The following is a 19,306-nucleotide window of genomic DNA, read 5'->3' on the forward strand; positions in this document are numbered from 1 at the left end:
AGCCGCCGCGGGTCGGTGTTCACCCATGACTCGTGCACCACCCGCACCTCGGCCTCCGGATCCAGCGCCCGCACCCGCCCACCGGAGGTGACGCCCTGTCCGCTGCGCTCCCAGGGCTGGGGGCTGCGCCCCTGTTTTCCGGGTTTCCGCTTCGCTTCAACCCGGAGTCGGCGGGTTCGCTGCGCTCCCCCGCCTCAACGGTCCTTCCGGCTGCGCCTCCAGTCCCTTGGGCCCGCTGGCGCGGGCCGGGCTGGCTACGAGGGTGGGGGGGCGTTCGTTCGTGTTCGGGTTCCGGTGTGGCGCTGCATCAGTTTGATGCAGCATGTACCGTTGGCGGAAACATGGGACACCCCCCAACCACCCGGGCGGGGCGAAGGATCATCGATCAGGAAAAGGGGATGCCGTATGTGGAGTGCTCAGGATGTGGCTCGGGATCAGGTCCGGCGCCAGGCAGATAGCCTCTGCATCGCTGCGGTTGCGGACAAGGTGGCGGAGGCCGCTTTCCGTGAGCGTGAGACAGCGGAGCAGCTGCGGCAGGGCGGTTCCTCCTCCGGGTTCGGGATGGACCCGGAGCGGCTGGCTGCCATGTGGGCTGCCAAGCATGCGGAGTGGCGGCGTGTCAGGGGCTTGATGGTTGAGGCGGGTTGGGATGTGTACGAGCCGGACCGGGATGTCCAGGGCTCGGAATGGGCTCGGGAGCGTGAGGCCCGGCGGGAGGGTGCGCTGGCCGCGAGGGCCGTCTATGAGGAGCAGCGGCGGGAGGCGGCGGATGGGCTGCGGGCGCAGCTCTGGCTGTCGGCCGTGCCCAGTCGGCTGATCCGGGCGGTCGCGGCTCGGGCTGGGCTCCGGCCGGCCTATGTGCTGGCGCAGCTCGCCGAGCGGGTCGTGGTAGCTGAGGACGGTACGGTGTCCGTACCGCCTTTTATGCCGTCCCGGTGATTTCCCGAAGCGGTTGTAAAACGAGGTAGGGGAGGATCGTTAAATGCCGGGTATTCAGCTTCGGGAACATCAGGTCGACCAAAAGGCGGCTTTCCGTAAGTGGGTGGGATTCCATGCAAGGTCAGCTGTGCCCCCGCAGGGGGCGCGGGGCACGATCGTGTCAGCGACCGGCTCGGGCAAGACGATCACAGCTGCTGCGAGCGCGCTGGAGTCGTTCGCGGGCGGCCGGATCCTCGTCACCGTGCCGACCCTGGACCTGCTCGCGCAGACCGCCCAGGCATGGCGCCTGGTGGGCCACCGCTCCCCGATGGTGGCCGTGTGCTCGCTGGAGAACGACCCGGTCCTCAACGAGCTGGGGGTGCGCACCACCACCAACCCGATCCAGCTCGCCCTGTGGGCCGGGCACGGGCCCGTGGTCGTGTTCGCCACGTACGCCTCTCTCGTGGACCGCGAGGACCCGGAGGACCCGACGGGCCGGCGGAAAGTCCGCGGACCGCTGGAGGCCGCGCTGGCGGGCGGAGAACGGCTCTACGGGCAGCAGATGAGCGGTTTCGACCTCGCCATCGTGGACGAGGCCCACGGAACCGCCGGTGATCTTGGGAGGCCGTGGGCCGCGATCCACGACAACGCCCGGATCCCCGCCGACTTCCGGCTCTACCTGACCGCGACCCCGCGCATCCTGGCGGCTCCCCAGCCGCGCAGGGGCGCGGACGGCCAGGAGCTGGTGCTCGCGTCGATGGGCCAGGACTCAGCCACCTACGGGCCGTGGATCGCAGAGCTCGGGCTCTCCGAGGCGATCGAGCGGGGCATCCTCGCCGGGTTCGAGATCGACGTGCTGGAAATCCGCGACCCCTCCCCGGTCCTCGGGGAGTCGGAGGAGGCCCGACGCGGCCGACGCCTGGCCCTGTTGCAGACCGCGCTCCTGGAGCACGCCGCCGCCTGGAACCTGCGCACCGTCATGACGTTCCACCAGAAGGTCGAGGAAGCCGCCGCGTTCGCGGAGAAGCTCCCCGAGACGGCGGCCGAGCTGTACATGAACGACACCTCCGACGCCGACCTGGCGAAGGCGGAGAAGCTCCCCGCGTCGTCGATCGACGCCGGCTTCTACGAACTCGAGGCCGGCCGCCACGTACCCCCGGACCGCGTGTGGTCGGCCTGGCTGTGCGGCGACCACCTCGTCACCGAGCGGCGCGAGGTCCTGCGCCAGTTCGCAGGCGGCATCGACGCGGCCGGGCGCCGGGTCCACCGCGCCTTCCTCGCCAGCGTTCGCGTGCTCGGGGAAGGCGTCGACATCACCGGCGAACGCGGCGTGGAAGCGATCTGCTTCGCCGACACCCGCGGCTCCCAAGTCGAGATCGTCCAGAACATCGGCCGCGCGCTCCGCCCCAACCGCGACGGCACCACCAAGGTCGCCCGCATCATCGTGCCGGTGTTCCTTCAGCCCGGCGAGGATCCCACCGACATGGTCGCCTCCGCCTCGTTCCGACCTCTTGTAGCGGTCCTCCAAGGCCTCCGCAGTCATGATGAACGACTCGTTGAGCAGCTCGCCTCCCGCGCCCTCACCCACGGCAAACGCAAGATCCACATCCGGCGCGACGAAGACGGGCGCATCGTCCGGGCAGGCGGCAAGGGTGACGGCGAGGACCAGGAGCACGACGACGGCGCCGACGCCGCTGCCGAGTCAGCCCTGCTCCACTTCTCCACCCCCCGCGACGCCGCCACCATCGCGGCGTTCCTGCGTACGCGCGTGTACCGGCCCGAGTCCCTGGCCTGGCTGGAGGGCTACCAAGCCCTGCTCCGCTGGCGCAGGGAGAACGAGATCACCGGCCTGTACGCCGTCCCGTACGACACCGAGGTCGAGGTCGGCGTGACCAAGGACTTCCCGCTTGGGCGGTGGGTGCACCAGCAGCGCAAGATGCTGCGGGCGGGTGAGCTTGATCCGCACCGCAAGGAGCTGCTGGACGCGCCGGAGGCCGGGATGGTCTGGGAGCCCGGCGAGGAGGCGTGGGAGGGCAAGCTCGCCGCGCTCCGCTCGTACCGGCGGGCCACTGGGCATCTCGCGCCGCGTCAGGACGCCGTGTGGGGGGAGGGCGAGGCGATGGTGCCCATCGGGCAGCACATGGCCAACCTCCGCCGGAAGGGCGCGAAGAACGGCCTGGGCAAGGACCCGAAGCGGGCAGAGCAGCGTGCGGCGCAGCTGGCCGCGATCGACTCGGACTGGGACTGCCCGTGGCCGCTGGACTGGCAGCGGCACTACCGGGTCCTAGCGGACTTGGTCGAAGCCGACGGCAGCCTGCCTGAGATCCAGCCCGGCGTGCTGATGGACGGCGACGACATCGGCAAGTGGCTCCAGCAGCAGAGGCAGCCGGCCGTCTGGGCGCGGCTGCTGCCCGAGCAGCAGGAGCGGCTGTCCACGCTGGGCGTCAAGCCGCTGGAGGCGCCGTCTCCCGCCCCGGGGGCCAGGCGCGCGGCGAAGGGGCCGAGCAAGGCGCAGCAGGCGTTCCAGCGGGGTCTGGGGGCCCTCACGCAGTGGGTAGAGCGGGAAGGCGTCGATCGTCCGGTGCCGCGCGGCCACGCCGAGGAGATCGCCGTCGACGGGGAGGCGGAACCGGTGGTCGTGAAGCTGGGCGTATGGGTCTCGAACACCAAGTCCAGGCGCGACAAGCTCACCCCAGAGCAGCTGGGCGCACTGCGGGAGCTGGGCGTCGACTGGGCATGAGCCACCACAGGATCTGATCAAAGGGTGTTGGGTCTAGTTACACACAGCTACGCTGGCAGCTCTCTGCGCAGGGGGGTTCATGCGGTTTGAGCAGCGGATGTATGCACACGTCAAGTTCCTCGAGTTGATGGCGGAGCTCTACGAGAACGAGTTCGAGGACTTCTTCCATCGGCTGATGTGTTTGCGCTATCCAGACTTCCTCGACGTGCGCACGGCTGGCAGTCTGGGTGACAGGTCGGCCGATGGCCTCAGCCTGCATTCGCGAAAGCTGTACGCCTGCTACGCACCGCAAACCGTGAAGCCGGACAAGATCCGCAAGAAGTTCGACGGAGACCTCTCAGGGGCGGTCGCCAAGCGCTACGGCGAATTCGACACCTTTGTCTTCGTGCACAACGACAGGCGGGGTGTGCATCCGGAAGTGACGTCTCTGCTGGCGAGCGCGCGGGACAGCATGCCTTCGCTGCGATTCGAGCAGATGGGTACCCGGCGGCTGTGGCACGAGTGCATGCAGCTTGATCAGATGGCGGCCGAGGACGTCCTCCGCTGCGAGATCCCCATCAAGGACACGACGTTCGGCATCGGGTTGGAGGACCTGGCGCCGTTGCTGAAGCAGCTGCAGGACATCCGCGCCGAGTCCAACCCCCTGATGTCCCTGCCCGACGTGCCGGTGGAGAAGCTGGACTTCAACCGGATCGAAGGAGCGGATCGGGAGGACCTCCTCCGAGGCATGCGACAGAGCTACCTGGTAGACGCGTTCTACGCTGGCACCCGGAGCGAGCTGGAACACGACGAGGTCGCGGAGGGCTTCCGCCTGTACTACCAGCAGGTGCGTCGCGACTACAGCGACGCCGACGACGTCCTTTGGCAGCTCAAGATGTATTTCCTGGGAAACGCCCAGCCGCGACCGAAGGTGCTGCGCGCCGCCCTCGTTGTCCTGGCGCACTTCTTCGAACGATGCGACATCTTCGATACGCCGCCCGCTGGCTGGCAGCCGGGTATCGGGCTGACCGCATGATCACTCCGACGAAGGGACTCGCTCCCGACCGCTGCCTGCTCGCTGTCGGCGCGCAGGTTCTCCTCCAGCTCGATGAACCGCGGACCGTCAGTCAGACGTGGGCGAGGCTGAAGAGCTGGCGCGCTGATCAGGCCCATACCTCGCCGGTATCGTTCGAGTGGTTCGTTCTGGCCCTGGACATCCTCTTCGCCATGGGTGCGGTGGAGCTGGTCCAGGACGTTCTCGTCGCAAGGAGTACGGATGCTGCGCCGTCTGAGCGCTGACGACGCGCGGTTCAAAACGGTGGAGTTCTCGCCGGGACTGAACCTGCTGGTCGCTGACACCACCTCGTCGTCGGCTGAGACCGACAGCCGTAATAGTGCCGGCAAGTCGAGCGTGATCGAACTCGTTCACTTCCTTCTGGGAGCCAAATCCTCCGGGTCGCTTGCAACGAACAAGGCCCTGCGCCACATCGCCTTCAGCCTTGCTATGGACTGGCCAGGGCAGGACAGTCCCCTGGAGGTACGACGGCGCGGAGACAGTCCCAAGGTCGTGTCGCTGAGCCGGGACGTATCCGGCGTGCCGACCGACACGCTCTTTACGGACGGCCAGGACGTCGAGCTGTCCGTTGAGCAGTGGAACCGCATCATCGAGCGGGACCTCTTCGGGCTGGAGGGCGACCATCCCGGAGTGAGCGGTCGCACGCTCCTGTCGTTCCTCATCCGCCGTGTTTCGGCTCATGGCTTCAACGAGCCGACCCGGACGTTCTCCCGACAGGCCGCTGCGGAGGCATCGTCGAACCTGGCCTACCTCCTGGGGCTGGACTGGCAGCTGGTCAACGGATACCGCGAGCTCAATGCCCGCAAGGCGACCAGAGATCAGCTGAGGAAGGCCGTCAACGATCCCGTATGGGGACGGATCGTCGGGTCCACTGCCGATCTGAGGGGCCAGATCACTCTCGCTGAGGCACAGGTCGAACGGCTGCGGGCGCAGGTTGCCGCCTTCCAGGTGGTCCCTGAGTACGAGCGCCTCAAAGAGCGTGCAGACCAGGTAAGCCGCCGGATCAAGCAGCTCGCCCAGGACGACGTCATCGACCAGCACAACCTTGAAGAACTCCAGGGCGCCGTCACCGAGACCACCGATGTCGAGGTGTCCTACCTCGAGCCGGCCTACCGCGAGCTCGGGGTCATCCTCAACGACCAGGTCCGGCGTCGCTTCGAGGACGTCAAGGCGTTCCACCACTCCGTCGTACGCAACCGGCGCAGGTTCCTGGAGGAAGAGATCCAGGAACTCACCGCTCGCCTGGCCGCCCGGCGTCAGGAACGTGCCGACCTGGGCGAGGACCAGGCTCGCCTCCTGCGCGAGCTGGCGGACGGTGGAGCGCTGGAAGCGCTGACCGCCCTACAGACAGCCCTGGGTCGGGAGGAAGCCGCTCTCGGTGCTCTTCGCCACCGCTTCGACGCAGCGCAAGCGCTTGAAGCCAGCGCCCGCCAGATCACCGCCAAGAGCGTTGAACTGCAACAGGCCGTCGACCTCGACCTCCGAGAGCGCCGGCAGCAGACAGACGAAGCGATCTTGCTGTTCTCCCGGTACGCACAGCGCCTGTACGGCGAGGGCCGCGAAGCCTACCTCGCCATCGAGGCCGGCCGGACCAGCCTCAGCATCACGCCCCGAATCGACGCAGACGACAGCCGCGGCATCAACAACATGGTCATCTTCTGCTTCGACCTCACCCTGGCAGTCCTCGCACACCGCCACGGCCGCGGCCCTGACTTCCTCGTTCACGACAGCCACCTCTACGACGGCGTCGACGAACGACAGGTCGCACGAGCCCTCGCGCTCGCAGCCGAAGTGACGGACGAAGAGCACATGCAGTACATCGTCACCCTGAACACCGACACCCTCAGCACCGCTGCCCAACGCGGGTTTAACCCCGAACCGCACGTCCGCAGCCCCCGCCTCACCGACGACGAAGAGGGCGGCCTCTTCGGCTTCCGCTTCAAAGCCGCGGGCAAGGCGTAGCGGGGCGGTGCCACCCCCATGCGCTGGTGGGTGGGGGTGGGAGCAGTCCAGCGGACCTTGCGGGCATCGGGACGGGTCAATGCACCGCCTTCGTCGATGTCGGGAGGCGGTGGCGTTGTCCACGTACGGGTCGTCGGCTCATGTGCGTGCCGCGCGCGGCCGAGGCGCAGCCGCAGGATCACGCCGGTTCTCCATCCGGCGGCGCTCTCCCGCCTCGCCCTGGGGCTCCGGCCAGAAGGACAGCCCTGGGATACCGGCGACGTCTGTCGTGCCCCGCTCCGTCGGCTTGTCGCCGATGCTCATCCAGAGGCTCGTAGCCTGCGTCAGCCAGCGCTGTCTGGAGAATGCGCAAACTGGCCGGCAGGGGCAGGGCGACGTGGGAGAACTGACGCGACGGACTGCACGTGTCGGCCTGGTCGGCTGGCCCCTTCGAGAGGCGGACGTGGGACAGATAGAGCAGAGTTTGGAGCGCGCGTTGCGCACCCGGCCCGTTCCCTCAAGCACCGAGGCCCGACTGCGTTTCCTGCTGGCAGCGCATCGGGGTTCCACCAGGCAGGTGGCCGCCGTGCTGGGGGTTTCGCAGCGCACCGTGCAGCGGTGGGTGACGAAGAAGCCAGGACGTCGACCCCCGGGTCCGGCGCACGTTCGGGCGATCGAGGAAGCAGTCCTGGCTCGGTGGCAGCCCCGGGTACGGGCCCGTCGGCGTGCGCGGGCTGAGGCGGAGGGCTTCGTCTTCCATACCAGGGCGCGGTTCGGTTTCGCCGCACCGGCGAGGTCCTCGGACGATCCGCGGGTGCGGTGGATCACCCAGGATCTGCCGGGAGAGGTGGCTCGGGAGCTGTTCGCCGCCCGGGATGCCGGCGCGGGCGAGCAGCAGCAGACGGTGATCCTCGCCCGTGCGCTCGGGCACGCCTACTTCCGCGAATGGGGCCGCCGGGCCCACGGTCTGCACATCGCGTTCAGCGATGTCGAGTTCGCCGACTTCTCGATCGGCTGAGCCTGCCCCTTGAGCGACCGCGACAGTGTTCAGCGTCGCGAGGGTCGGGCGCGGCTGGACGGCGCTTCGTACTGCTCGGCTTCCTGCCGCTCGCACCAGTCCCACTCCACACGGTCGGCTGGACCTTTGCGGCGGGCCGCGGGCGGCTGAGGCGGGCGCAGTCTGGCCGTCTCAGCCGCGCGCAGCAGGTGCGCGCGGTCACCTGGCGCGGCGAGCAGTTCCCGGTCCTCGCCGGATACAAGCCGGGTGAAGCAGACAGCGGCCCGCAGGAAGACGCCCGCCCAGGGTGGCACGGGGTGGGCGGCGCAGCCGTCGGTGTAGCGGGCGCGGTCGTGCAGGGCCAAGGTGTCTGCGGTGTCGTCGTAGTCGCGGGGGCGTGCGGTGGCGAGTTGCTGGAGGGAGGCGCCGGTGAACAGCGCGGCGGCGACGGCCGCGGCCAGGCGGGGATGTGCCGTTGCCGCGTGCAGCCGGTGGGCGACGCGCTGGGCGGTGGGCGTGGTGAGAGGCACGGGCGGTGGGCGGTGCCGCCAGATAATCGGGGGCGGGGTGCACGGGTCGGCGCACGGGCGGGGGCTGTCGTAGGAAACGAGGCGGTCCAATGCGGGCAGGGTGAGCCACCGACCGGCCGGCCCGGCGGGCTCGTCCGCAGGCGGCAGTTCGGCGATAGGCGTGCCGTAGTAGTGGCGGCGGGCTGCCTCGAAGTCGGCGGTGACGGAGTAGTCGACCGTCCGCAAGGCCTGGTGCAGAGCGGCGGGAAGAAGTGGACGGTGGCAGACCAAGGTCAGGTGGATACCGGTGAGGGCATGTAGCTGTAGAAGGCGCATCGCGCGACGGGCGGTAAGGCGGTGGGCGCGCAGGACGGTCAGCCGGGTGATGGGCAGGGCGGTCATCCATGCGGCGGCGGCTTCCCAGGCGGGCTGACGGCCAGCAGGGAAGCGGCCCGGGAGCAGGGGCGGTTTGCCCAGGGCAGCGAGAAGGTCGTGGGCGAGGCCGGTTTCGCTGGTGGTGCCGGGGCCGGGGTGCAGGGTGATCCGGCCGGACGGCGGATGGTGGGCGGCCAGGGCAGTGTGGGTGTGGATCGCGTCGTCGCCGGGGTCGATGACCACGGTGACGGGCGGCGGTGGCGCGACGAGGGGCATGGGTGGTGTGGTGGTCAGGCGAGGCGGCTGAAGGCCCAGCGCAGCAGTTCCTGGTCGACGCGGGGGCGGCCGGTGCGTGCCAGGGCGGTGCGGGTATGGGCGGTCAGCTGGGCCCAGGCGCGGAAGTTGCCGTGCGCGGCGTGGCTGTCGGCGAACGTGATGTCGTCGGGGTCAGCGTCGGCCCAGATGGGGTGGAACAAGGGGATGACGTCGAGGACCTCGTCGGGGGTGAGGCGGGTGAAGTGCTGCCAGATGAAGATGCGGGAGGAGAGCATCGGTTCGCGGCGCAGCACGGTGTGGCAGCCCTCGCCGCCGACGAAGATGATCGCGAGCTGGGTGGAGGGCTCGTCCCACAGGTAGCGGAAGTATTCGAACGCCTCCCCGTTGAGCCACTGGGCTTCATCCACGAGGAAGGTGCGGGGGCGTTCCGCCAGGGCGGTCTTCAGCAGACGGTCGAACTCGCTGGGGTGGCGCGGTGGTTCACCGGCCAGGTCGAGCGCGGTGAACAGTTCGTAGCGCACCGCGCGGGCGGTGGGCCGGACCCGGAAGGTGATCTTGCGGACGTCCTCGCCGGGTTCGAGTTCGCGCAGGCAGGTGTTGACGGCGAGGGTCTTGCCGAAGCCGGCGCCGCCGTGGATGCACATCATCGCGCGAGCGGCGACGGTGTCGCGGATGTTGTCCCGGGCGGTGAGCAGGGCGCGAGTGGTGACCACGGAGGCGTCCGGGAGGTCGACGTACTGGTAGGTGGCCGCGGTCACGAGGCGTCTCCGTCTTCGTCGGTGGTGAAGGGTACGGCCCGTCCGGCCAGGCCGTCCGGGACCGCAGGGGCGGACTCACGGCCGGACGGGGCCTGAGCGGGCCGGCCCTGCGTAGTCAGCGCGGCCAGGGAAGCTGGGGTGCGCCAGTCGGCCGGCGGCGCGGCAGGCGGGATGACGTCCGGCAACGCGAGCTGCGACAGGCTGGTGCCGGCACTCCGGGCGAGTTCGGCGTCGGCCTGCGCGCCGGTCAGCGCGCCGAGCCGCCGAGGAGGCTCGGCCTGCGTGGCGGCGGCGTAGCGCTCCCGCTGGGACGCTTCGAGGTCCTTCTTCAGACGGCGGCTGCGGGTCGCCCGTGCCCGCCGTACGGCGCTGACCTGTTCCTCGGTGGCCTGGTCGGCCAGGTCCGCGGGTCCGAGGTAGCGGCCGGTGGCCGCATGGTAGGCCTCGATGCGGTGATCGTGGTGAGGCATGAAACGGACCCGGACCCGGATCCCGGCCTGACCGGTCATCCACGCACCCACGTAGTCACGTTTCCTGAAGCGAATGCCGCGGGTGGTCAGCGTGCGGGTACCGGCGTCCTCCAGGGTGAACGTCCACAGATCCGCGGCCGGCACATCCCGCAGCGGAGTGGGATCGTCCTGCCACGCCTGAAGTGGGGTCTTTCCCTGAAGCGGTACGGGACGGTGCTCGGTGTTCCACCACCGTGTCCAGTCCAGCAGCCGGGCAGTGAAGTCCTCGAAGCTGAGCAGCACCTCGTCTTTCGGCCGGGAGGGGCGTTTGCCGGGGCGCGGCTGGCGAGCGTAGCCGGGCAGCGCGACCAGGAACATGCTCTCCACCGCCCGATTCAGGCCCTCCACAGTGCCCTTGAGGTGCGGGGTGTAGGCGGGCAGATCCTCCACGGTGACGTCCAGGAGATCGAACGCGGCAGTCACCGTCCGGGACAGGAAATCCTTGCCACGGTCCACCCGCACCTTTTCCGGCAGGCCGCCGAACGGGCCGTAAGGCTCTTCGCGCAGGACCGCGGAGCGCAGCGCGGCCAGCACCGACTCCCGCGACGGATGCACCGGCGTGACCGCCACCCCGGTGATCGCGTTGGTGGCGCAGTCGGTGAACCAGGTGATCCACGGCCTGCGAGCCCTGCCCTCGACATCGACCAGCACCGGCGCCTGGACGTGGTCGGTCTCCCATGCCTGGTTACGCCAGCCCCCCGGCCGAGCCAGGAACACATCGTGTTTACGCGCCGCCCGCTCCCCACCCGCAAGTCCGGCCCGATCCCCCGGCGTCAGATCACGGCGGATCGCCCGGTGCAGCGTCGGAATCGACGGAGGCGGATCCCCCTCGCCCTTGGCCGCGCGAGCGGTCAGCTCACGATGAACCGCCGCGACGTTCCCCTTCCACAGCCCAAGCAGAGCCCTGATCTCCGGGGTGATGGTGAACCGCCCGGGATACGCGGCCCGCTCCCCCGCTCCGCGGCCGCCAGCCACCGCCACACCGCACGCTCCCGCACCCCCAGCACGTCCGCCGCCGACCTCACCCGCGTGGTGGTGAGCTTCCCCTCCCGCCGCAGGGCCAGCAGACGGCGCACCGCCGGTCCCCGCAGCGCCCGAACCGACACAGCCGGCAAAGCCCCACTCGAACCACCACCCACCCCTTCCGGGGCCGGGTCCTGCTCTCCCTGATCCACACCCCTGAGCACACCAACACCCATCGGCCAGCGGATCAGAACTCACGAAACTGAGACAGCATCACCCCTCCCGCGATAACGCTCCACCACAGCGATGCTCTGCAGATCTCTCACCTCCAGAACAGTGACCTCACAGCCCCGGAACAACCCACGACCAGCACCAACACCCCCAAGCCACGCTGTCTCTCACTCCACTGTCACAAAACCGAGAGATCGCAGCTCCCCGAAACGGCCGCCGAGCTGTACGTCAACGACGTCTCCGACGAGGACCTGGCCGCCGCGGACCGGCTTCCCGCCTCGTCGATCGACGCGGAGTTCTACGAGCTGGAGGCCGGCCGCCACGTGCCCCCGGACCGGGTGTGGTCGGCGTGGCTGTGCGGCGACCACCTCGTCACCGAACGGCGCGAGGTCCTGCGCCAGTTCGCAGGCGGCATCAACGCGAACAACCGGCGCGTGCACCGGGCCTTCCTCGCCTCGGTGCGGGTGCTCGGGGAGGGCGTGGACATCACCGGTGAGCGGGGCGTGGAGGCGATCTGCTTCGCCGACACCCGCGGCTCCCAGGTCGAGATCGTCCAGAACATCGGCCGCGCGCTCCGGCTCAACAAGGACGGCTCCACCAAGGTCGCCCGCATCATCGTGCCGGTGTTCCTGGAGCCCGGCGAGGACCCGACCGACATGGTCGCCTCCGCTAGCTTCAAACCGCTCGTGGCCGTCCTCCAGGGCCTGCGCTCCCACGATGAGCGCCTGGTCGAGCAGCTCGCCTCCCGTGCCCTCACGAGCGGCAAGCGCAAGGTGCACGTCCGGTGCGATGAGGAGGGGCGGATCGTCGGGGCCGGCGGCGAGGGTGGCGGCGAGGACCAGGAGGACGACACCGACGCCGCTGCCGAGTCCGCCCTGCTCCACTTCTCCACCCCGCGCGACGCCGCGACCATCGCGGCCTTCCTGCGTACACGGGTCTACCGGCCGGAGTCCCTGGCCTGGCTGGAGGGCTACCAGGCCCTGCTGCGGTGGCGCAGGGAGAACGAGATCACCGGCCTCTACGCCGTCCCGTACGACACCGAGGTCGAAGTCGGCGTCACCAAGGACTTCCCGCTCGGGCGGTGGGTGCACCAGCAGCGCAAGACGCTGCGCGCCGGCGAGCTCGACCCCCACCGCAAGGAACTGCTCGACGAGGCCGGGATGGTGTGGGAGCCCGGCGAGGAAGCATGGGAAGCGAAGCTCGCCGCGCTCCGGTCCTACCGGCGCGCCACCGGACACCTCGCGCCCCGGCAGGACGCAGTGTGGGGTGAAGGAGAGGCCATGGTGCCCGTCGGGCAGCACATGGCCAACCTCCGGCGGAAAGGCGCGAAGAACGGCCTGGGCAAGGACCCGAAGCGGGCGGAGCAGCGCGCGGAGCAGCTGGCCGCCATCGACCCGGACTGGGACTGCCCCTGGCCACTGGACTGGCAACGGCACTACCGCGTCCTCGCCGACCTCGCCGAGGACGAGCCTGGTGGGGTGCTGCCCGACATCCAGCCCGGCGTCCTGATGGACGGCGACGACCTCGGCAAATGGCTCCAGCAGCAGAAGCAGCCGGCCGTCTGGGCGCGGCTCCAGGCCGAACAGCAGGAGCGGCTCTCCTCGCTGGGCGTCAAGCCGCTTGAGGCGCCGTCTCCCGCCCCGGCAACCACGCGCGCAACGAAGGGCCCGAGCAAGACGCAGCAGGCATTCCAACGCGGCCTGACAGCCCTCACACAATGGGCCGAACGGGAAGGCGCCGACCGGCCCGTGCCACGCAGCCACAGCGAGGAGATCACCGTCGATGGCGAGGCCGAACCAGTCACCGTGAAGCTGGGGGTGTGGGTCTCGAACACCAAGAGCCGCCGCAACAAACTCACCCAGGAACAGCTCGACGCCCTACGAGAGCTGGGCGTGGAGTGGGCGGAGGCGTCGGCCGCAGGCCGCTGAGCCGAACTGAGCGGCGGAGCGGCGGGCAGGGAGCGGCTGTACGGGCAGTGGAGCGGCAGCTCGGGCGCGCGGCGTGGCCCGAACAGCGCCTGGACGACCGGCCCGACCGTACGGCAGAGCGCGACGAACGGGTCACAGGCCCCAAGGACCGTCGACTGCTGCTCGCGCAAAGGCGGGGAGCACCTGCTCGGTGCCAGCGACCGTACGGAGCAGCGACCGACCCTGCGAACGGCGACCGTCCGAACGCACAACGGAGACGGCAAACAGGCCCCGGGCGCGGCAGCGCGGCTCCGGCGCAGCGGCGGAGCCGCGCTGCCGGCGTACGACGACCCCGGCCAAGAGCCGTACGGCGGGCGCGGAGCGCGGCGGAAACGGCGGGCGCATCCAGCTCGACCTGGGCATGCGCCGTACGGCGCATGGCGGAGCTGCACGGCGCGCGCGAAGTGGCCGTACAGCGGAGCGACGGGCGGGCACGGCAGTTCGGCGGAGCGCTGACCGGCCTGAACGCGCGGCCGCGCTGAGCGGCCCGGCGCGCGCGGTACTACGACCTCAGTCAGCGGCCGACGGGCGGCGGCGCAGGTACGACGCGACCCCGGCGCGGGACGACACCGGCAGCGGCGTGCAGCGTCCCGGCCCGGACGGCGACCCCGGCGAACGGGTCCAGGTGCAGGCGGGTATCGGGCGTACGACGCCCCCAGCGCGGAACGGCGGGGCGTGGCAGAGCGGCAGGCGGCGGGGCGGCGGGCGGTAGGCCGGTCGGGCAACAGCCCTAGGCGATGCAGCGACCGTACGACGGACGACGGAACGGGACGGTGGCGGACCAGCGGGCGCGGCGCCGAGCCAGGCACGCAGGGGTCCGGCCGGCCAGAGGAGACCTCGGCCAGCGAACGGTCCAGGCGGGTGCGGCGGCGCGGCTACGACCAGCCGCAGGCGGCCGGAGCACAGCTTGGGCCGTACGGCGCCTGAGCAACCGCATGATCAGCGGCAGCTCGGCGGCGGGCGGGCAACGGCCCAGCGGGAGACTGCAGCGTACGACGGGTGCGCGGCAGGGCGAAGCGGCCCCGGCACGGAGCGCCCGGCCGTACAGCGACCTCGGCCAGCGGACGTACGGCTGGCGCGCAGCGGTCCGACCTCGGTACGGATCGGCGACCGCACAACGCGCGGCGGGCGGCAGGGACAGAGGGCGCGGCGGACGGCACGGAGCAGTCCGGCCATACAGCGGGCGGCGAAGCAACCCCGGCAGGAAGCACGCGCGGGGGCCCGCACGCGCGGAGCCAGCGAACGCGTCCACCTCGACCTGAGCGGACTCAAGAACGGCACAGCGCAGCGGTGCGCCGAGCGGCGGCCGGTCGGCGCGGCCCGAGCGCACGGCCATACAGCGAGCGCGGCGGCAGGACCCGGTACGGAGCGGCGGGGCAGCCGGCGGCTGCACAACGACCCCGGCTACGCGGCGGCGCGGAGCGGCGAAGGCCGTACGGCGGGCAGCGGAGGGGCGGAGCGCGGCGCGGCAGCAGCACGGGCGAGCGCGGCGAGCGCGCGGAGGCCGTTCGGCGGCCAGCGGGGCCGGGCGGGAGCGGAGCGGCAGCTCGCGCGCGGCGCAACGTCCGAGCGGCGCCTGGACGACCGGCCCGAACGCACAGCGGAGCGCGGCGAACGGGCCCCGGGCGCGCGGTGACCGTAGGGACCCACCCAGCGCAGCGGAGCGGAGCGGCGGCCGTACGACGGACGCACGGCGGGCGGCAGTTCGGCGGCGGGGGGCCGGTCGGGCAAGCCGCCCAGGGGAAGCCGGCGGCGCGCGACCCCGGCGCGGGGCGAAGCAGAGCGCGACCGCACGACGAGCTGGCAGGCGTCGTACGGCGCACGGCGGAGCGACGGCCCCGGCGGACAGCGCGCGGGAAGTGGCCGTACGGCGGAGCGGCGGCAGGCAGGGAGCGGCAGCCGGCCTGGCCGGACTCGGGGCCTGTGGGCAGGGCCTGGTCGACCTCGTCGGCGGAGGCGGCGAGGACCGGCCTGAGCGCACTAAGGCCGCTCGGCGCGCGAGCGCGCGGCGCGCGGAGCGGCTGGTACGGCGGAGCGGGTACGGCACGGAACAGCAGAGCAGCAGAGCGGCAGGCGGCGGTGGCGGACAACCGGCCGCCGCGCGGTCGTGAGCCCCTGGCACCGGCGGTGGAGGCGGCGCCGTACAGCTGGCGACGAACGCACAACCGTGACCCGGCGCGGCACCGGCGCGGCCGCGCGAAGCGGCGAACGGATCCAGGCGTACGGCGGACGTACAACGCCTGCCGGCACAGAGGGGCGGGCGCGGCAGGCGGCGGAGCGGCGGCGGGGGAGCGGGCGCGGCGCCGAGCCAGGCACGCAGGAGTCCGGCCAGAGCGCGCGACGGTACGCCGAGCTGCGGCCCGCGGCCGCCGGCGCCGACGGCTGCGCCCTCGAGCTTGACCTCGTGCACGACGTGCTCGACATGCGCTCGCGAGATCTTGGTGAGCGTGCCGGCGGGTGGGCGCGGACCGCTACGGCCTATTCCCACTGCGCCGCGCGGTGCATCAGGCTCTGGGGAGCGGGTGCTCGCGTTACGAGCAGTTGATCTTCTTGGCCCACATGTATCCCGCCTTTTCGTAGTGCCCCACCCAGTCCGGAATCGGTTTCCAGTAGATGACCTTGAAGCTGCCCGAGCGGATCCCGGTCTGCCGTTCCTTGGCCGTCGACGCCCACTGCCACGCGTGGTGAGTGAAGCCGAACCGGTCCTTCCATGTGGCCATGCCGTGGTAGTAGCCGTTCCGATGGCCGGGATCCGCGCCGGGGTAGTACATGCCGTACCAGTCGTATTCGCTTTCCCTGGTGCCCTCGTAGCCGAAGACGACAAAGCCGTCTTGGCACTTGAGGTAGGGGTAGGCGTAGTACGCCTTGGTCTGGTTCTTGGCGGACGGGCGCCCGGGGGAGGCGTCCGAGAGCGTGGAAGCCGTCGCCGCGGGCACCTGCGAGGCGCCGAGAAGGGCGAGGACCGCGAGTGTGACACCCCAGCGCTTACGCATACATTTCTCCTGGTTCCGGTACGGGTGCCGCCTGCCGCGCGCAGGCACGTGCACATGCCACCCGAGTGATGCCCTCACCCCGCGCAACGAAGTGCACATGGCACCTCCACGCCAAACCCAGCGGTACGCCCCTCACGCCGGCGGGTGACCCTCGCCGCCCGGGACGCCATGCGCGCCGCGTGCTGCACGCGGCGAACCCGGCCCGCGCGGCGCTCCTACTTCCCACCAAAGGGCGAGTTGCGCAACGCTGAGCGGCAGCCGTACGAAGGCGCCGCCCCGTGCGCAGCGGCGTGCGGCCGAGCGGCCTGGCCGTACGACGGCGCGGCCCGGCACGCGCGGTGGAGGCGGCGGAGCCCACGCCGCTGAGGGCCCGGGCCCGGCCGGGCCTCCGGCCTGCACCCGGCGACCGCATGGCCAGCGGCCGTAAGACAGGCGCGGCGGCGCGGACCAGGCGCGCGCTGTACAGCGACCGGCCCGAGCGTGCCGCCATGCGGCAGCGCAGCCCCCGAACGGCACCGGACGAGCACTCGATGCGGCCGCACGACGGCCATACGACGGAGCACGGCCCAAACGGCGGGCGCGCGGCGGGCGCGACAGCGCGGCTCCGGCGGAGCGCCCCGGCGAACGGCGGCCTCGGCCGTACAGCGGGCAGCGGGGCGCGGTGGAAGCGGCAAACGCGTCCAGCCCGACCTGGGCAGGGCGCAAGGACGGCACAGCCCAGCTACGTGGAGACGGCGGGCGACGGGCATACAACGCCCAGCCGCGGAGCGGCAACCAGCCCGCGCGCGCAGCAGCACAGGCGAGCGGCGGGCGTAGGACGCGCGGCGACCACACGGCGGGCGACAACCAACCGGCGGACCCGGGTGGCACAGCCCCATGACCATCCGACCGACACGAAACGCGGCAGCACGGCAGCGCGACCTCGACGCCGCAGCGGCCAGTCGATTGCACAGCGCGACCCCCGTACGGCCGGGCACGGTACAGCGACCGGCCCGAACACGCGGCCCCGCGCAGCCGCCCGGCGCGAGCGGTACGGCGACCTCAGCCGGCGGCGATGGCGGAACGGCGCGCGAGCGCGCGGCGGGGCGCGGGCGACCGCGGCGCGGCAGCAGGACGACGGCCCGACGGCGGCGGCGCAGCCCGAGGCCGCCGAACAGCGGCGGGCGCAGCTGGTGGCGGCAGAAGCACAAGGGGCGGAACGGCGGGGCGCAGCTGGCGGCCGCCCGGCGTCCTGGGTTCCGTGTCCGACCTGCACTAGTACGCGTTGGCGGTGCATGAACCGTATCCACGTCACTGGCGCGCTGGCACTGCTCACCGCCAGCAGCGCCCTAGGCATCGCTACACCCGCAAGCGCTACCTCCATCATCGGCTTCGGCAACGCGGCCTTCGACAACGCCTGCGTCAACATCGGTGGCCCTCGTGCCGGTGGTGCTACGAAGCAGCACAGCGGCATCATCACCGGCCTCGGTGTCGCCTTGCCCGCCAGCAGCCCAAGCAACCAATGCGGCACCCTGGGACTGCCAACCGGCCTCCATGAGATGGGTGGTGTGGACGTAATTGGCACATTGACGGGCGGGGAAGTCTAGCCGCACGGCTGCGCGCGATCACCTCACCCCGGCTCTGACACCGCCCCCGGATCACTAGATGCCGGGGCATCTCAATGCAGAAGTCAAGCCGCCGCAGGCACCGGTACAGCGGCCGCGATCTCGACTTCAGCACCCGACAGGCGCAGCGGCGGGCGGACCTCGACGTCCCAGCGGGGCGGGGAGCGGGCGCCATCGGCGACACGGCAGCCGTACGACAGGCGGCGGGTGTACGACAAGCGGCGGGGCGGCGCGGCCCCGTCAGGCGCGGGGCCACGCGGCGGCGGGCGGCGGACCGGCGGCGGGCCGGCGGCGGGCCGGTCGGGCAACCGCCCCAGGGGGAGGCAGCGAACGTACGGCGGGCACGGCGGAGCGACGGCCCCGGCGGACAGCGCGCGGGGAGAGGCAGCAGCCCGGCAGCATGCGGAGAAGGCGGACAACCGACGCGGCCCAAGCACACACCGGAGCCCACCCCGGCGGTGAACAACGGCGACGCGGGAACGGGACTGGCGCGCCGGCCCGAACACGCGGCCGCCGTACGGCGACGCTACCCCCGCACGGAGCGACCGGCGCGGAACGGCGGAGGGCCGGGCGGCAGCCGGCCTGGCCGGACTCGGGGCCTGTGGGCACGGCCTGGCCGACCTCATCGGCGGAGGCGGGCGGGGAACGGCTGCCGGGCGGGCAGCGGAGCAGCTCCGCGCGGCGCAACGCCCGAACAGCGCCTGGACGACCAACCCGAACGGACAACGGAGCACGGCGAACGCCCCCCGGGCCGGCGGCGACGGCGGAGCGGCGCGCGAGCGCGCGGCCGTAGGGCGGGCGGTGGGTACGGCGACCCCGGCGCGAGGCGAAGCGGCGGAGCCACGTCGGGCGTACGACGATCCCGGCCAACAGCCGTAGGGCGGGCGGCGGAGCGGCCCCCGGCACGCGCGGCCGCGGCCGGCGCGGAGCGCGGCGGAAGCTGCGAACGCCTCCAGCCCGACCCGGACAAGGCGCAAGGACGGCACAGCCCGAACGCGCGGCGCACGAGCGCACGGCCGTACGGCGAGCGCGGCGAACGATCCAGACGCGCGGCGCCCCCGCTGGCACGGCCCTACAGCGGGCGGAGGCGGCGGGCAGCGGGGCCGCTACGACCAGCCGCAGACGGCCGGAGCACACCTCGGGCCGAACGGCGACGGGGGTCGCGGACGTGACACGCGCCCGGACGCTCTCCGACAACGCACGGGTAGACCTCACCCTCGAAGTCCTGGCAGCCACGCACAACGGCGAACGGCAGCAAGTCCGGCGACCGTACGGCGAAACGGCAGGCAGCAGGCGGCGGACAGCCGGTTGCCGCGCCGCGGTGACGAGCCCCGGCACGGGCGATGGAGGCGGCGCCGCACGGCAGGCGACGGACGCACGGCCGCGACCCAGCGCGGCAGCGCGGCTCCGGCGCAGCGGCAGGCAGCGGAGCGGCGACCCCGGCCGTACAGCGGCCAGCGCGGAGGCGGAC

At 71.7% G+C, this 19,306-nt stretch carries 12 protein-coding genes and 1 pseudogene; 9 read left to right on the forward strand and 4 right to left on the reverse strand.

All coding sequences use genetic code 11. The features are described from left to right. The first annotated feature begins 405 nt into the window (after positions 1–405). The 7 genes and pseudogenes from ABZX67_RS32450 to ABZX67_RS32480 all read left to right on the forward strand — a co-directional run bounded on the left by ABZX67_RS32450 (position 406) and on the right by ABZX67_RS32480 (position 7,671). Positions 406–939, forward strand: a complete 534-nt coding sequence (locus tag ABZX67_RS32450) for a hypothetical protein (protein ID WP_355368113.1) — start codon at positions 406–408, stop codon at positions 937–939. Between the two features lie 43 nt (positions 940–982). Beyond that, on the forward strand, positions 983–3,658 hold the full coding sequence (locus tag ABZX67_RS32455; protein ID WP_355368116.1) for a Helicase associated domain protein: 2,676 nt from the start codon (positions 983–985) through the stop codon (positions 3,656–3,658). Between the two features lie 79 nt (positions 3,659–3,737). Continuing rightward, entirely contained in the window at positions 3,738–4,673 is a 936-nt protein-coding gene (locus ABZX67_RS32460; protein ID WP_355368119.1) for an ABC-three component system protein, read from the forward strand. Continuing rightward, on the forward strand, positions 4,670–4,936 hold the full coding sequence (locus ABZX67_RS32465; protein ID WP_355368122.1) for an ABC-three component system middle component 6: 267 nt from the start codon (positions 4,670–4,672) through the stop codon (positions 4,934–4,936). Before ABZX67_RS32460 ends, ABZX67_RS32465 begins: the two co-directional genes overlap by 4 nt. Further along, entirely contained in the window at positions 4,914–6,674 is a 1,761-nt protein-coding gene (locus tag ABZX67_RS32470) for an ABC-three component system protein (RefSeq protein WP_355368125.1), read from the forward strand. Before ABZX67_RS32465 ends, ABZX67_RS32470 begins: the two co-directional genes overlap by 23 nt. Positions 6,675–6,969: 295 nt before the next feature. Then, positions 6,970–7,266, forward strand: a pseudogene (locus ABZX67_RS32475) (hypothetical protein); the annotation flags it as partial. Positions 7,267–7,467: 201 nt separating this feature from the next. Further along, the gene (locus ABZX67_RS32480; protein WP_254882402.1) at positions 7,468–7,671 is read left to right on the forward strand and encodes a terminal protein Tpg-like protein; all 204 of its coding nucleotides are present in this window, start codon (positions 7,468–7,470) and stop codon (positions 7,669–7,671) included. Between the two features lie 29 nt (positions 7,672–7,700). On the opposite strand, the gene ABZX67_RS32485 is transcribed toward ABZX67_RS32480, so the two are convergent. The 3 genes from ABZX67_RS32485 to ABZX67_RS32495 are packed head-to-tail and all read right to left on the reverse strand — an operon-like array spanning position 7,701 to position 11,058. Further along, a complete protein-coding gene (locus ABZX67_RS32485) occupies positions 7,701–8,810 on the reverse strand; it encodes a hypothetical protein (protein ID WP_355368128.1) in 1,110 nt (369 codons plus the stop codon). 14 nt (positions 8,811–8,824) lie between these two features. Then, positions 8,825–9,568: an ATP-binding protein gene (locus ABZX67_RS32490; RefSeq protein WP_355368131.1), complete on the reverse strand. Its 744-nt coding sequence runs from the start codon at positions 9,566–9,568 to the stop codon at positions 8,825–8,827. After that, positions 9,565–11,058, reverse strand: coding sequence for a transposase family protein (locus ABZX67_RS32495; protein WP_355368134.1), 1,494 nt, complete (start codon positions 11,056–11,058; stop codon positions 9,565–9,567). The genes ABZX67_RS32490 and ABZX67_RS32495 overlap by 4 nt, the downstream gene beginning before the upstream one ends. Positions 11,059–11,594: 536 nt before the next feature. Here ABZX67_RS32495 and ABZX67_RS32500 point away from each other — a divergent pair. Then, positions 11,595–13,199 carry a Helicase associated domain protein gene (locus ABZX67_RS32500; protein ID WP_355368136.1) on the forward strand — a complete coding sequence of 535 codons (1,605 nt, stop codon included), beginning with the start codon at positions 11,595–11,597 and terminating at the stop codon, positions 13,197–13,199. Positions 13,200–15,769: 2,570 nt separating this feature from the next. On the opposite strand, the gene ABZX67_RS32505 is transcribed toward ABZX67_RS32500, so the two are convergent. Then, the gene (locus ABZX67_RS32505; protein ID WP_355368139.1) at positions 15,770–16,231 is read right to left on the reverse strand and encodes a hypothetical protein; all 462 of its coding nucleotides are present in this window, start codon (positions 16,229–16,231) and stop codon (positions 15,770–15,772) included. A 1,274-nt stretch (positions 16,232–17,505) separates the two neighbouring features. On the opposite strand from ABZX67_RS32505, the gene ABZX67_RS32510 reads away from it, so the two are divergent. Next, positions 17,506–17,817, forward strand: coding sequence for a hypothetical protein (locus ABZX67_RS32510; protein WP_355368142.1), 312 nt, complete (start codon positions 17,506–17,508; stop codon positions 17,815–17,817). Positions 17,818–19,306: the final 1,489 nt, after the last annotated feature.

This window comes from Streptomyces sp. NPDC003036 (assembly GCF_040611175.1).
Classification (GTDB): domain Bacteria; phylum Actinomycetota; class Actinomycetes; order Streptomycetales; family Streptomycetaceae; genus Streptomyces.

Bases quoted from the DNA above. Each gene is read 5' to 3' on its own strand.
- ABZX67_RS32455 (WP_355368116.1), top strand. From the start codon at position 983: ATGCCGGGTATTCAGCTTCGGGAACATCAGGTCGACCAAAAGGCGGCT.
- ABZX67_RS32450 (WP_355368113.1), top strand. From the start codon at position 406: ATGTGGAGTGCTCAGGATGTGGCTCGGGATCAGGTCCGGCGCCAGGCA.
- ABZX67_RS32510 (WP_355368142.1), top strand. From the start codon at position 17,506: ATGAACCGTATCCACGTCACTGGCGCGCTGGCACTGCTCACCGCCAGC.
- ABZX67_RS32465 (WP_355368122.1), top strand. From the start codon at position 4,670: ATGATCACTCCGACGAAGGGACTCGCTCCCGACCGCTGCCTGCTCGCT.
- ABZX67_RS32460 (WP_355368119.1), top strand. From the start codon at position 3,738: ATGCGGTTTGAGCAGCGGATGTATGCACACGTCAAGTTCCTCGAGTTG.
- ABZX67_RS32505 (WP_355368139.1), bottom strand. From the start codon at position 16,231: ATGCGTAAGCGCTGGGGTGTCACACTCGCGGTCCTCGCCCTTCTCGGC.
- ABZX67_RS32485 (WP_355368128.1), bottom strand. From the start codon at position 8,810: ATGCCCCTCGTCGCGCCACCGCCGCCCGTCACCGTGGTCATCGACCCC.
- ABZX67_RS32470 (WP_355368125.1), top strand. From the start codon at position 4,914: ATGCTGCGCCGTCTGAGCGCTGACGACGCGCGGTTCAAAACGGTGGAG.